Consider the following 15593-nt stretch of genomic DNA (forward strand, 5'->3'; position numbering starts at 1 on the left):
TTTTTTATTTCTTTTTTGCGAATCGTCCTTTTTTTGTGGTCGCTGGTCCTTTTTCATCTTGTAATTTGATGAGTTCCAAACAGCTAGCTAAACTCAAATCTTGTGGGACGATATCTTTAGGAATTTTATAATTGGAACCCTTATAGGTAATATAAGGTCCGTAACGTCCGTTCAGAATCTCAAGTTCCGGCTCCTCTTCAAACGTTTTGATGTGGCGTTCCGCTTCTTTCTGGCGTTTCTCCAGAATCAGCTGTTCAGCCTCTTCCAAAGTAATTTCCATCGGGTCAAGTGTTTTCGGGAGCGATACATATACCTTATTGTGCAGGACATACGGACCGAAACGGCCTACACCTACACTTACTGATTTTCCTTCATATTCGCCCAGTGTACGAGGTAATTTGAATAATTCCAGTGCTTCTTCCAAAGTGATGGTTTCCATGGATTGACCTTTCTTCATTTGTGCAAAGCGTGGTTTTTCTTCATCTTCTACAGTACCAATCTGTACAACAGGACCGAAGCGACCAATCTTAACAGAAACAGTCTTACCTGTTCCCGGTTCTTCTCCAAGAATACGTTCGCCTACTTTATGTTCCGTCTTGATAGCCAATGTATTTTCTACAGACGGATGGAACTTATCATAGAAATTCTTCATGATAGAAGTCCATTTCACTTCTCCTTCTGCAATCTCGTCAAATTCCTTTTCTACGCTAGCGGTAAAGTTGAAATCCAGAATGTCCGGGAAATATTCGGTAAGGAAATCATTTACCACAGTGCCGGTATCCGTTGGGAATAACTTAGCCTTTTCTGCACCGGTAATTTCAGTATGGTTTTCATCCTTAATCTGACGATCTTTCAATGTCATGACATTAAACTGCCGTTCTTCCCCGTCTTTATTACCTTTCTCCACATATTCGCGTTGTTGGATGGTAGAGATAGTAGGTGCATACGTAGACGGACGTCCGATACCCAGTTCTTCCAACTTGCGTACAAGACTTGCTTCCGTATAGCGTGGAGGACGTTGGGTGAAACGTTCGGTTGCGATGATAGGGCCGTGTTCCAACTTCTGACCTTTTTTCAGAGGAGGAAGCAGGTGGCTCTCATCTTCCTGTTCGTTGTCATCATCATAAGATTCACGGTATACACGCAGGAATCCGTCGAACTTAATCACTTCGCCGATGGCTGTAAATACATCGCTGCTGCCACTTATTGTTATGGTAGCAGTTGTCTTTTCCAGTTCCGCATCTGCCATTTGTGAGGCAATGGTGCGTTTCCATATCAAGTCGTACAGTTTCTTTTCCTGTGCTGTTCCTTCAACGGACTGGTTTTCCATATAGGTAGGACGGATAGCCTCATGCGCTTCTTGTGCACCCTTAGTCTTTGTTTCGAAATGACGGGGGTGTACGTAGCGGTCACCCATCATTTTGATGATAGCGTCTTTACTGCCTGCTGTCGCAAATTCCGAGAGGTTGACAGAGTCTGTACGCATATAAGTGATGAATCCCGATTCGTATAAGCGTTGCGCGAGCATCATGGTCTGCGCTACGGTATATCCCAGTTTGCGTGCGGCTTCCTGTTGCAACGTAGATGTTGTGAATGGAGCAGGAGGCGTTTTCTTGACCGGGCGGGTAGTAATATCGTCGATGGCAAAGCTTGCTCCCTGACATGCGTTGAGGAAAGCTTTTGCTTCTTCTTTTGTTTTAATACGGCGAGCCAGTTCAGCTTTCATCTCCACCAGTTTTCCGTCTGTGTCTGGAACGAGGAATACGGCAGTGATGCGATAAGCAGCTTCCGTTTGGAAAGCATGTATTTCGCGTTCACGTTCAACGATCAGGCGGACAGCAACAGACTGAACACGTCCGGCAGAAAGTGCCGGTTTCACTTTTCTCCAAAGCACGGGAGAGAGTTCGAAACCTACGATACGGTCCAGAATCCGTCGTGCTTGCTGTGCATTTACGAGGTTGAGGTCAATGTCGCGTGGTTGTTCAATTGCTTTTAAAATAGCGCTTTTCGTAATTTCATGAAATACGATTCGTTTTGTGTTTTCCGGTTTTAGTTTTAAGACCTCATACAGGTGCCAGGCGATCGCTTCTCCTTCGCGGTCCTCATCGGATGCGAGCCATACGGTTTCTGCGTCTTTAGCTTCTGTCTTCAGTGTGTTAACCAGAGCCTTTTTGTCTGCCGGGATTTCGTAGCTAGGTGTAAAATTCTTCTCTACGTCGATGCTGAATTCTTTTTTCTTCAGATCGCGTATGTGTCCGTAACTAGAAAGGACTTTAAAATCTTTCCCAAGAAACTTTTCAATCGTTTTTGCTTTTGCCGGAGACTCGACAATGACAAGGTTTTTCTGCATAATTCTTTCTTTTATAATGGCTTGTACCACAATATTCGGGGACAAAAGTAAAAAAAAAGATTCTCCCTACCTTATATTATAAGGAGAATTTAATAAAATCTTGAAATTTACATCTGTGAAGGTAAAGGCTAATATGGTAAATCTTAAAATTTGATTCAGGATGTTCGGTGGTATATGTTAAAATGAAATAAGATGATATTTAATGCAATATGCCCATCTCGAATAGTACGGGATGGGCATATTGTGTTTTTATTATATTCTGTCTATTTTCCTTAGAACCGGAAACTCAATCCTCCCAGGAAATTGAATCCTTCCGTAGGATAACCCAAATAATATTGATATTTCTTGTTCAGCAGGTTATGTACTTGCGCATAAACGGATACTCCTTTGAATACATTATAGCTGGCTCCGATATGCAAATCATTAATTGCGGTCATTTTTGCATACTCTTTCACTTCTTTCCGGTTGATGTAATCATAACCCAGATTTATGTTAAGAGCAGAGATCGGATGAATACGTACATTGAAAGACATTTCACTGACAGGTTTCACAGCCAACAGATATTCCTCTGTTTTGCTGTCCCAATTACGGTAAGTATATTTAGCTGATATTCCGAGGATATCTTTGTAATCGTAACTGATTTCACCGCCAAGGTAGAGATTGTCTGTATTATCTTGAGCAAAAGAAAGATAAGAGCCTGAATGAAGATTACTCGGGTCAAAACCTAAATAAGATAAGTCGTTCTTTAGATTCTGATAACCACCGAACACGTTGAACCAAAGTCCCGGATAAGGGCTTGCTTTGAATCCGATACTACCGTTGATTTGCTCGTAAGTATCATAAGGACGTTGTACATATCCCAAAGTAGCAGTGGTATTTGCCTCCGGCAGTTCACCGTAAGGACAGATGTTTTCTAATCTGCGGAAATCATTCAGTTGCTTACCGCCAGTTGCTTTTGCATAAACAATGTAGCTATCAGAAAAAATATACTGTGCAGTGATATCGGGTGAAATACGGAAAGACTTATCAAATCCGAAAGATAAATCTACATTGGCTCCGATATGCAATTTCCAGTCATCATTATCCAGTTCATAATATGGATTTAGAAGAAGCGTTGTGTAGTTCTTGAAATATTCATCTCCGGTGGAAACATTCTTTGTATATCCGCTGTAGAGAAGATTGTTCATTTCCAAAGCGATAGTTATTAATTGTTGGTCACCGATAGCTCCCGTGACATCACCTTTGGTACGTATGATTGTCTCCTTGATACCTGTATTGGCTTCAGATTCATTGAACATGTTATGCTGACGTTCATACATCAACAGATTTGTTTCTGCATTGAAACGCAGTGGTGCAGTCTCATCAATGAAATGAATGCCTGCATGAAAGTCACCGGATGTGAATTTCTGTTTGCTGTTTACGCTCCCCGGTTGGAAGTTGAAGTTGCTCAATCCGAAGTTTCCGGCAATATTTAAATCCAATTTATTAAATTGATGTGTATAATCCACATTAGCACGTGTGCGGTAGTAGAAAGCATTCCATTTCTCTCCATCTGTGAAAGGAAGAGTTAACTTACCATCCATTCCATCCATTTGGAAACGAATATTCAGCTTATCTTTCTTCGACAGGCGGAATAGATAATTGGCAAGAACATCTAAATTGCCATAATTGCCATATCCGGCACGTACATATCCGGGAGTAGTGCCTGGCTGAATTTCTTTTCCGGTATAGGGACGCATCAGACCTGCCGGAACAGAAGTAGCCGGAAAGAATGTCGTAGCATATTCGACCTCTTTCTTGCTCACTGTCGGTTCTTCTACTTTAGGAAGGACGTTCACTTTCGAAGCATCCATAATGTCCGGATTATATTCTTGTTCCACAATGACCGTGCGGTTCATTGTCGTATCCTTCGGTTGGGTCGTTTGGGCTTGAAGGCAGGATGGCATTGAGATTGCCAATGCGAGCCCTCCTATTATATAATGAGATCGTTTCATACTTTGCTATTTATTTAATTCTCAATTCTCAACTTTCAATTTACGAAGTCTGCTTTCAATCATGCTTTGAATATCGTCATTACCCTGGTAATTCTGTTGCAAACTTAACAGATACTGACGTGCATCCAGATCTTTACCTGTAGCGTGGTAAACATCGGACAGAAGGACAAAACTACGTGCCAGCCAATAAGCATGAGGTGTGCTCTGTTCTATATAGTTGAGCAATTCTTTCTCTGCAGCGGCATATTCTTTTGCATCATAGAGTGATTGTGCAACCTGATATTTTGCTTCGGCACCGTAAGAGTTACGTGTATCTTTTGCCAGTTCACGATAATCTTCCAGTGCTTTTTTGTCAGCCTTTTGCTTGGTGTAGGCTTTAGCACGGTAATAAAGAGCTTCGTTCCTTAACTCTGGACTAAGTTTGGCTTCTGCAAGCAGGTCGGTAGCTGCATGGATGGTTTCTATGTCATCTCTCAACAGGAAGGCGCAACGCAAAATACCTGTTTCGGCAAGTTGGCGACGTTCTACGTTAGTTGCTTTTTCTTTCAGCATTTTATAGCTAGCTAGTGCTTCAGCCATATTTTGTTGGTTGAACTGCACTTCGGCACGCAAGATTAGTGCTTCTTCTGCAAATGGGTTGTTAGGATACTCCAATAACTTACCGGAATGGAGAAGAACCATATCGTAATTCTTCTGTTCGTTACCAATCAGGCAGAGGTAATAATGCGCATTCAAGCTGAAAGCACCTTCCGGGAAAGTCTGCAAGTATTTGTTGAGACTTGTTTTGGCTTCTTCCATCCGGCCTTTTATATAAATCTTTTCTGCAGCGGCATACGTAAGTGAGTCTTGTTCATTGGCATCGAAACGGATATGTCCCGGCATGGCATTTGCTAAAGCTGCAAATTCGTCGATGCGGTTCAGGTCTACATAAATAGATTTCAAGTCACGCATGGCAAGGCGGGCTTCTTCGCTGCCCGGATATTTTTCGATTACTTCCTTGTAAGCTCCGATAGCCTGATTGTAGTCTCCTTTCTGATAGTACAATAATCCGATTTCTGCAGCGGCTTTCCGGCTGACAGGACTTTCGGGGTATTTGCTTAGCAATTCTTTGAAAGAGGTAATGGCTTGATTGTTGTTATCCATCAGGACATAAGAACGCCCTTTCTCATAAATGGCATTTACTGCATAAGGAGAAGAAGGATATTTACCCACCAGTCGGTTTAATAAAGTGATTTTGCCGGAATAATCTTTCTGTAGTCCCGATACGAGAGCGAGTTGATAGAAAGAATAGTCGCCGGAAGGAGTATTCATTTGTTCCGCTTGTGAGTAGTAATGTTTGGCTTCTTCGAAGCTGCGTACATGCAGGTAACAGTCACCGATACGGTTGTAGGCATCGGCAAGCGCGGTTGTATTTTCACCTTTTTCCAGTTGGATGTACTTTTGGAAATAATTGCTTGCCTGTGTATAGTCTTTGCGGTGGAAAGCGATATACCCTAGGTTGTAGTTGGCAAGTGCGTACATTTCGTTATTGGGCTGGGTGGTGAGTTGCAGGTAAGCGTTGAAGTCACGGGTTGCTTCCGTCATTCGGTTGAGGCGATAGTAAGATTCACCGCACCAGTAGTAAGCGTCTGCTTTGGTCTGCCGGTTGTATTGTCCGATGGCGATGGATTGATTCAGATATTTAAGAGCCTGTGTGAAATCAGCATTAGCAAATGCTTGTGTACCTAGTTGGAATAGGATTTTCTGTTTGGCTTCCAATATTTGTGCGCTTGGTTTGGCTATCCGGTCGATGGATTTCAGGGCTGCATCATAACTGCGGGTATTCATGTAAACTTCTACCAAATAGCTGCTGACTTTTTCAGCGTAAGGAGAAGTCGGGAATTCATTCAGGAACTTCTCGAAGGCAGTGACGGATTCGCCGAAAGCGGAGAAGGAAGTTTCATGCAGGCAAAGAGCGTAATTGTAGGCTGCCTGTTCCTTGATTTGCATATTAGCACTGGAGGCGGCTGCCTGTTCGAAAGCCATGCGGGCTTTGCTTTTTTCTGCGAGTTGCAGATAAGAGAGCCCCATGTGGAGGTATGCATTTTGAGTAAGGGCATCATTGGCAGTTGTGACTTTGCCTAATGTTTCGGCTGCTTTGGAATAGACTTTCGTCTGATAGTAGGAGAGCCCTAACATATAAAGAGCATCGCGGCGTGGAGCCGAATGATCTTTGTTCAGGTAATTGTTGAATGCTTCTACAGCTTGGTGATATTGTCCGAAGTGGTAGTAGGCATCTCCCAGAATGCGATACATCTCTGCGGCATGCTCGTTATTTGGATAGGCCGACAGATAGTTTTGTGCTACAATCTGTGCCTTATCGTAGTTTTGAAGTTGTGCATAAATTTCGGCAATGTAATAGGGGACAAGTGCCTTGTACTTCGAATCGTCCTGTAACGGCAGGAAACCTTTCAGTGCTTCGTTATAGCGTTTTTGCGTATAGCGGATATAAGAGAGATAATAATCACAGTCTTTGGCATATTTGGGACTGTTGGCGCGCAATGTTTCAAACCAAATTGCTGCTTCTCGTAGATTATCGGTTTTCAGATAACAGGTAGCCAATTGGTAAGTGCAGTCATCCCGTTCCTCATTACCCAGTAGACCGAGGTCGGCAGAGTTGAAGAGTGCCAGTGCTTCGTCATATTTTCCTTCATAGAAATAGCAGGAGGCTAATAGTGCATAAATACGGTTGGCGTAAGGAGTGTCTGGATAGCGGTCGAGATACTTGCGCAGGATTTCGATCCGGTTCTTGTCTTTCAGTTCATAAGCGGAACTGGCCAGCATGTATTCTGCGTCTTGAAGAAGGCTGGCGGCAGGCTTTTGTTTTACAAATGCTTTCAGTGCCGGCAGGGCAGCGGCATAATTTTTTTCCTGGAAAAGTTCTTTCCCTTCTTTATAAAGGTTGTCGGTCGAAGTGAACTTATCACTTGTCTGGGCAAATCCTATCATAGGCGTGCAGCAGATAGCCGCACAAATGAGTCTAGTAATTTCTTTTTTCATAATCGGGTGTTTATGCAAAAGTACAGAATGAAAGGGGATATGTTTCTGTAGTTTGTTATATTTTAACGAATTATCTGCCAGATAAGAACTTTTTAAGTCCTCGCCGGATAGAATCTAGTCCAAAATCTTCCGGATGAATCTCGGAGAGAGGTAGGAAGAAAGAATCTGCTACATCATCCATGGCGGAGAAATGGCTCATGTCTTCTACAGTGCAGAGGAAAAACATATCGAGAGTATGTACAGGAAAACCTGAATAAATATAAATATTGGGAAGTGTGAACTGGTAAACGGCTTTTTTAACTTTCAGCCCTGTTTCTTCCAGTACTTCGCGGGCAACACCTTCTTCGCCTGTTTCATTCATATCGATGAATCCGCCGGGTAGGTCGAGAGTCCCTTTGGCTGGCTCTTTGGCACGTCGGCAGACAAGCAGTTCGTTTTTCTCATTCAAGATGAGTGCTACTGTAGCAGCAGAAGGATTGAAATAATAGGCAAAGCCGCAATCTGCACATTTTTTAGATTTCTCGTTGTTGACCTCAAAATGAGAGGAACCACATTCAGGGCAATATAGGAATTGGGCAAGAGGATGTTCCATGATTCTTTATAGTAAAACGATGTTTCTTGTTTTCTGTGACAAAAGTACGCAAAAAAGCAGAAACAACAAACATTTTCGACTGTTCGTCGAAATAGTGATAATCGGTCTGGAAATGTTGCGGAAAGTACAGATTGTAGTGTAGAATCCAGCCTATGGGAGCTAACACAAAAGAGTAGGTCGTTTTTCAATATCCCTAAATTGAGAACTTATAGGAGGGGGTAAAGCTATTATTGAAATATTTTTGTCATGGTTTGAAAAATTCTTAGAAGAATCAGTAAAGATTACAGGATGCTTTAAGAATTTTTCAAGCCGTGATTTCTCACTGATGATACAGATAATTCAGATCTGTATTTAAGAACATTTCTTAGAATTTCTGCAAGGTTTCCCCATCGAATGTTTCTCCATCCGAACCATCGATTAGTATAGTATTATGTATTTTGTTATATCCGTACTGTTTGTTCCATACGTCTCTGTTAGCCAACTGTATGCTGTACTCCCAGCGTGTGGAGATGGTGGGTTTGGGGTCCGGAAGATTCAGATATATATCATATTCGCCACTGGGCATTGAGGTTGGCAGTCCGAACTGGGCTCTGATTGTGATCTGTTCCCCTGGAAACCAGAAACGCGGGTCTTCTTTAAGTTTTATCTTATACTTGTTGTCTTTCTTCTTTTTGTGGACAAATATGATTTCGACATCTCTAGGATTGAATGGAGCTGCCCATCCCGTATTTTGTAGTTTTAGCGCAATCTCATAAGGGTGACCAATTTTTCCTTTTGGGGTGAAATATCCATCAGAGAGAGTGAACCGATATCCTAAACGTTTTTTAATTTCAGTCATGCAATGCTCATCTTCCCATTGATTGATGACTGCGGGATGATAATCGATATTGATATAAGACCAGTGATATTTGGCAAAGTCGGTTACTGCATTCTCGCAGTTTGAGTACTCAGACAGTTGACAAGTCTCGCCACCCATCGCCACATATTTAGTTTCCCATTCCCAGAATTTCCTGTAATCCGGATTTTCTCCGAAAGTTCCCATATCGTCCGTATCTGCGAGGAAACAGTCGTTGTGGAAAGAGATACGCGATAAGTCGGAACCATTGTAAGCAGTTTCCTGTGTAATGGTATCAGTATGGTTGAGATTGAATGTGAATAACTTGGCGACAGGATACCGTACACTTATCATTCTATCTTTAGGCATTACCTTCAAAAGAGCATCCAGTACTTTACGACGGGGACCATATTCATTTTTCTTAGGCTGATAATTGTAATGGTCAGTGTAATACCATTCTCCCCATACCCCGACAAATCCCGCTTCGAGTACGCAAATCACATCCGAGAACTCATCAAAGATGGGCTTTAGTTGTTGGATATGTTGTTTGGTAAGTGTCCAGGGAGCATCCCAGGGCTTTTCATTTTCGGAAGAGGTATATGCAAAGCGTAATACGCATTTGGCTCCTCCCTTTCTTAATGCCAGCATGTTGTTCCGAATGCGTTGCAGATATTCTTCCGAGATCAACTTGTCTTTGAAGTTTCTCATATAGTATGCGGTGAATATAAGGCTCATTCCTTTGTTACGATATTCGTTTAGGAATTCCGGAGTGATGGCATGATCGTTGTCTGTGGCATATTCCTGATGAGTGAAAAAACCTCTTTCTGGGTTGCATATTACTTCTTCGGATGGCCGGTATGTCACCTTTTCCATTTCTTCCAACGGAGTAAGAAAAGGGAATTCTTGCTCTTCTTTAGAATTGACCTTGTCGCTGCAGAATGTTAGCAGTAAAGATGGAATGAAAAAGAGAGATATTAAGAATCTTTTCATAAGATAATATGTTGAAATGTGGATATTCTGTTGTTACTTAACTTCTACAAACCAAGGTAATCTGGATAGAGGAACATCAATGGTGTAGGTTTTACCTCCTTTATAGAGTTTCCCCATATCATCTTTCCACTTACCCTTGGGGAGTTTCACAGTCCGGGTGTTATCACTGGACATGATGGGGGCTACCAAGTATTTATTTCCCAACATGTATTGATTTTTACATTCTTCAAATCCTTGATTGGGGAAAGCATATTCCATGTGACGTACGATAGGTTCCCCCGTAATGGATGCTTCTTTGGCCAGTGAGAGTATATAATCGCCCAACTGTTCGTGCCATTTGGCGTATTTAATACACGTTTCCAGATTTTCTTTGTTTAGAATACGCCAGGGAGCTACGGAGAACTGCATCATCGGCATCATGGAATGTATCTGGCAGGAGCGTACAATTAGTGTCTGGTCAAAGCTGGAAGCGTCGATGCCCAGAAAGCTGGAATATTCTCCTCCTCCGATCATGTCGGGACAAGTATACGAATAGCCCAGTAAACCGGCGGATACCATTGAAGGAACCAGGCTTGCAACCCCATTCCATGAGTATGTCTTATCTCCTAAACGTTGTACTAAAGGTTGACCGCCCCATTTCCAGCAAGCACGAAACTCATTGTATGGAAATTCCAGTCCGAGTTTTGCCCACAAGTAAGTCTGCTCGGTATCGTATGACTGCTGGTCGAACACGTCTACATCTTTTGCGAGATATCTTTCCGGATCTCCTGCATCGAACTTGAAGCCGTCAATACCATAATCCTTTTGTATTTTTTGGAGAGCTTCTCGCAGATGATTGTAGGCAGCCGGATTGCTCAAGTCATAGCATGCACTGGAACCATTCCACCAATTGAGAATTGCTGGTTGGTCGCTACCTTTTTTTTTCACCAGATAGCCTTTTGCCCGCAGGTCTCTGAATTCTTCGCTATCGGGTGTTACAAACGGACTTACCCACAGCATCACTTTGAATCCCATGGAATGAAGTTTATCGACCATAGCTTTAGGATTTGGAAATTTATCCGGTCTGAACCCGAAATTGGCATAGTTTTTCTGCCAGCTGTCATCGATCATCAGTATGCCCGTGGGGAACCCATTGTCGATAATGCTTTGCGCATACTTCAGAATGTCCTCCTGATTCTGATTATATATGAGCTCTATCCATGTGTTGTATTGAGGCTTTGAGAAGAAAAGTTCGGGCGGCAGAGTCTCCGATGGAGGAAAATGCTTTTTAGAAGCAGCCAGGTAAGCCTCTCTCAACGTGGTTCCGGCCGTTGTATGTTCTATTGTTCCTCTGGCAGATTCAATGCGGATTTTGCCGTTTTTCAACTGGAAACGGAAGGGGCCGTCGCACCAGATATAACGGCCTTTATTAGAAATCAGCAATGGTGTAGTTTGATTATTGAAATTCTGTGTTTGCAGGTCAATTTCCATTGTATTCTCCCGGAAAGGCATTTGACTGCCTAGGTCAGTGGCTCCTCCCCACCATTTCTCATTGGGGAGGATTTCTATCTCTTTCACCTGTTGGGATAGGGTGGTTGCGGCAAGGCTGAATGCCAGGATGCTAAAGATTAATTTCTTCATGATGTTAAGTATTGAATATTCGATTATATGATTAATGCTTGATAAATTCAGATGGCGCGCTTCCGAATTGCTCTTTAAATGTTCTCGTGAAATAAGAGGGACTCTCGATTCCGACAGCGTAACCGACTTCACTGATTGACATGTCGGTAGTTCGTAGCAGTTCTGCTGCTTTGTCTAGTCTGATTTTACGGATATAATTCCCCAAAGACATGCCGGTAGTTGATTTGATGAAACTATACAGTTTGGTTCTGTTCATTCCCAGTTCAAGGCAGAGATGATCGACAGAGAATTGCTGGTTAGTAAGGTTGTCGTTGACTAATTCTATCAGTTTGTCGAACATCTCTCTTTGTCTCTTGTCCTGAATCTCTTGCCGGACATTGTTGGTGGTTGGCAGATTTCGCATCTGATGACTTTTATTGAGGAGATTACGGACATTGGCTTTAAGAAGTCTGGGATTGAAAGGTTTGGGTATGTAGGCATCCGCTCCCATTTCGATTCCTTCAATCTGATCTTCTATCTGCGACTTTGCGGTGAGCAGGATGATAGGGATAAAGCAAGTCTGCAGGTTCTTTTTTAAGGTTGCACACAACTCTATACCATTCATTCTGGGCATCATTACATCCGATATAATCATGTCCGGAAGGCTACGGTTACATTTGTCCAAAGCCTCCTGTCCATCTATGGCCATGATGATATTGTACTCTTTTACAAAGTATTCCCTTAGTATCATAAGTATTTCATGATTGTCATCCACCAACAAAATGGTAGGTTTTCCCTCTCTGTAGATTGCTGTGGTTTCTTCTACTTCCAGCGGTGCATATTCTACTGCATAGTTGGATAAATAGTCCTTTAATACGAATGTATTTTCTTCTGTTTTTTCCTCCTTAGTCAGATAAGCGTCGGATATGGGCAAAGCAATGATGACTTCTGTGCCCACATTGGGCTTACTGCTTATTATAATTCCTCCATGATGGAGTTCGATAAGAGACTTAACTAGAGATAATCCGATGCCCGAACCGGAATGTTGCTTACCTGTATTATTCTGTACCTGATGAAAACGTTTAAAAATTGTGGGCAGTACGGCTTTCTCCATGCCAATCCCTGTATCGCTAACTCTTATAATGACCTGTTCGCCGGGAATCATTTCCTTGGTGTTCCAGAAAGAATCTTTGTATAGAGGAATGATATCGTCCACTAATCCTTTGGAAACTTGGATATTGATTTCACTGTTGGCATGCGAATAGCGTATACTGTTTGATAGGATATTAGACAGTATTTTTCCAAAATGTTCCGGGTCTATCCACATTCTGATGTTTCGGTCGTCAATCTGTAGATTCACATGGATATCTGATGCTTCGGCCCAACCTTTGAATTCTTCATAAATATCGTTGACGTATTCAGGAATCGAAGTATAGGCTGTTCTAAGTTGAGCGGACTTAATTTCTGCCCGGTGGAAATCGAGCAATTCATTGACCATGTTCGACAACTTGCCTGTATTATGCTGGATGATATTTACATATTTGTTCGTGCAGATATCCTCATCTTCTGCTATTTCGTTGATTGCATGGCTTATCAGGGTGAGCGGAGTTCTGAACTCATGAGATACATCCGTGAAGAACCGCATCTTCATCTGCATCATTTCCTCTTTTTGGCGTTCTTGCTCTTTCTGCATGGAAATCGTATTCTTCATTTGAGTCCATTTGATGAAATAACGGAAACCTATGTAGAATAATCCTAGAATGACAAGGATATAGAATGTGTAGGCCCACCAAGTCATCCAGAAAGGAGGTTGAGAATAAATTTGCAATGTATATTGTTCATTGCTCCATGCTTGCCAGTCGCCTGCTTCCACTAGCAGGGTGTGCAAACCGAATGGGATTTTCTGATAAGATACAGTTGGTTCTTTGCCTGCCTCTATATATCGCCATTCATTGTCATATTTTTCCAGTTTGTATCGATAACGTATGTGATGCTGATTTCTGTAAGATAATGATGTAAAGCTGACAGAGAAATTGTTATCAGGGTATTTCAGTTTCAGACTATTGGAAAACTCGATATCCGAGTCCACGACCTTACCGTTAATGTGGCATCTGGTGAAATAGACACGATAGGAAGCCGTGTGCGGAGTCTCGGCAATAGGAGTGAAGTAATTTAACCCATGGGCTCCTCCGAAGTAGAGATTGCCGTCATCGTCTTTGGTGGAAGAAGAGGTGCCGAACACATAACTTTGCAGACCGTCATTAGTGTCGAATAGATTAAAACGTTTGATTTCATCATCGAAATAATTCAGATTGAAACCACCGCACCATACACGGCCGAATCTGTCCACCTCGATACTTTCTATGTCGTTAGACGTTGCTCCAGCTTCTATCCCGTAACTCTCAGCCGAATAGTCGTAGATGCCGTTAGGTCTGTCTATCAGTGTCACTTTATTAAGCCCGTTTCCCATGGTACCTATCCAGTACGTAGACTCGCTTCCTTTATCGATGGGCCAGATATAGTTACTGCTTAAACTGTTTTTGTCATTCTCTTTTGCCAGGTATTTGACGATGCGGATGACTTTTCCTTCATTGTCAAATATGACACGGTTTATGCCCATTGCCGATGTGATAATGAGCTCGTTTTTGATGGTGTCGCTGTATATGTTGTGAAGTAGGTCGGTTGACAGATTATTGGGGGTAGCTGTCTGAGTGGTATAGGTCATTGTGTTTCTCCATTGACTGTTTATTTCTTCGAAACATTCCAATCCGGCATAGGTTGTCACCCATAGGCGGTTGAACTTATCAAAATCCAGCCAGAATATATATCCACCATTGACTGTTCGTAGCGACTGGATGATTTCTCGTGTCTTTTTGTTGATAATGAGGATGTTGTCCCTGACAGCTGCATATATGTTCCGGTTGTCCGACTGTATGCTTGTTATGCTCGGAAATAACTGCGGGAGATGGCAATAATCCCATATCACTTCTTTTGTTTTTATGTTGAAACTGCTTAGTCCTCCGAACTTGCTTCCCATATACACATGCCCGTCTTTACTGTAATGTATGGAACTGATGAATTCGGACCCTATGTTGGTATCCGATGTTTTGAAAGGACTGTATCTGACGGTTTTGAAAAAGCGTGGCCTTGTATTGGCATAAGATACGCCTGCAGTCCAGGCAGATACCCATAGATTGTTATCTCTGTCGAGGAAAATATTGTTGATATCACTGCCTACCGAATAAGGATTGGATGGCGAATGCTTGTGTTCTATTGCAGGCATGGAATCATTGTTCTTCCATACTTGGAAAAGTCCTTCATTGGCTCCTATCCATACATAGTCCGGATCAACGCACAGTGACAGTACACCTCCGGGGGTGTTGAACATCACCTGTTTGATAAGTACATAGTGATCCCCGTTTTCAATTTTGTATTTAGCCAGATGTTCCTGATATATGAGCCATAAATATCCGTTATCATAGCAGATATCCCTGACTCCCGAACCTATGTTATTGTTTATATTTCCGGAGAACTGAAGCTCTCCATTGGCATTGGGCTTGTAGGCAGACAGGTACCTCTTTCCTGAAATCCAGACATTTCCCAAGCTATCTGTGGCGACTTTGGGGTTTAGTTCATCGGCAACATAGCTATACGTATCTCCTATCTTTTGGGCAGAAAGAACCGGCTGGGTACCGTTTTTTTCGGAAGATTGAATTTTTACCAGCCGGATCTGATTATCGGATATGAGCCATAGCTGATGATTGATACCTCGCTTTAGTACCCTGACTTTGGAGTAAAAGTCAGGGTCTGATTGTCCTTCTATACGGTAACTGACAAATTTCTTCGTTCTGATATCAAAACAAGATAATCCGGCTTCGGTAGCCAGCCAGATGTGATGCCCCACTATCTGAATACTGTAAACTCTATTGTAATAGACAGAGTTTATAATACCATTCTCGTATTTGTAAGAATCGATAGAATATCCGTCGTACCGGTTGAGCCCTCGATGGCTTCCGAACCACATATACCCTAAGGAGTCTTGTACAATACAAGTCACGTTATCATGCAACAGTCCATCGTTTCTGGTCAAATGCCGGAACAGAAGCTCCTCTTGTGCACTACTTGTAGTAAATGCACAGGTAAGAATGATAAGTGATAGGATGATTTGTTTATAATATCTCATAAGCAAAAATA

At 42.3% G+C, this 15593-nt stretch carries 7 protein-coding genes; all 7 read right to left on the minus strand.

Annotated features, from left to right (window positions below):
- Window positions 1-4: 4 nt before the first annotated feature.
- Window positions 5-2350, minus strand: coding sequence for a type I DNA topoisomerase (gene topA, locus NQ505_RS07065; protein WP_004323094.1), 2346 nt, complete (start codon window positions 2348-2350; stop codon window positions 5-7).
- A 272-nt stretch (window positions 2351-2622) separates the two neighbouring features.
- Entirely contained in the window at window positions 2623-4344 is a 1722-nt protein-coding gene (locus NQ505_RS07070; protein WP_009001023.1) for a TonB-dependent receptor, read from the minus strand.
- A gap of 21 nt (window positions 4345-4365) precedes the next feature.
- The gene (locus NQ505_RS07075; protein WP_009001022.1) at window positions 4366-7383 is read right to left on the minus strand and encodes a tetratricopeptide repeat protein; all 3018 of its coding nucleotides are present in this window, start codon (window positions 7381-7383) and stop codon (window positions 4366-4368) included.
- 70 nt (window positions 7384-7453) lie between these two features.
- Window positions 7454-7975 carry an NUDIX hydrolase gene (locus NQ505_RS07080; protein WP_009001021.1) on the minus strand — a complete coding sequence of 174 codons (522 nt, stop codon included), beginning with the start codon at window positions 7973-7975 and terminating at the stop codon, window positions 7454-7456.
- 364 nt (window positions 7976-8339) lie between these two features.
- On the minus strand, window positions 8340-9800 hold the full coding sequence (locus tag NQ505_RS07085) for a DUF4832 domain-containing protein (protein ID WP_009001020.1): 1461 nt from the start codon (window positions 9798-9800) through the stop codon (window positions 8340-8342).
- A gap of 33 nt (window positions 9801-9833) precedes the next feature.
- Entirely contained in the window at window positions 9834-11420 is a 1587-nt protein-coding gene (locus tag NQ505_RS07090; protein ID WP_009001019.1) for a glycoside hydrolase family 31 protein, read from the minus strand.
- 31 nt (window positions 11421-11451) lie between these two features.
- Window positions 11452-15582, minus strand: coding sequence for a response regulator (locus tag NQ505_RS07095; RefSeq protein WP_009001018.1), 4131 nt, complete (start codon window positions 15580-15582; stop codon window positions 11452-11454).
- Window positions 15583-15593 lie beyond the last annotated feature (11 nt).

This window comes from Bacteroides sp. D2, from assembly GCF_025147085.1.
In the GTDB taxonomy this organism is placed as follows: domain Bacteria; phylum Bacteroidota; class Bacteroidia; order Bacteroidales; family Bacteroidaceae; genus Bacteroides.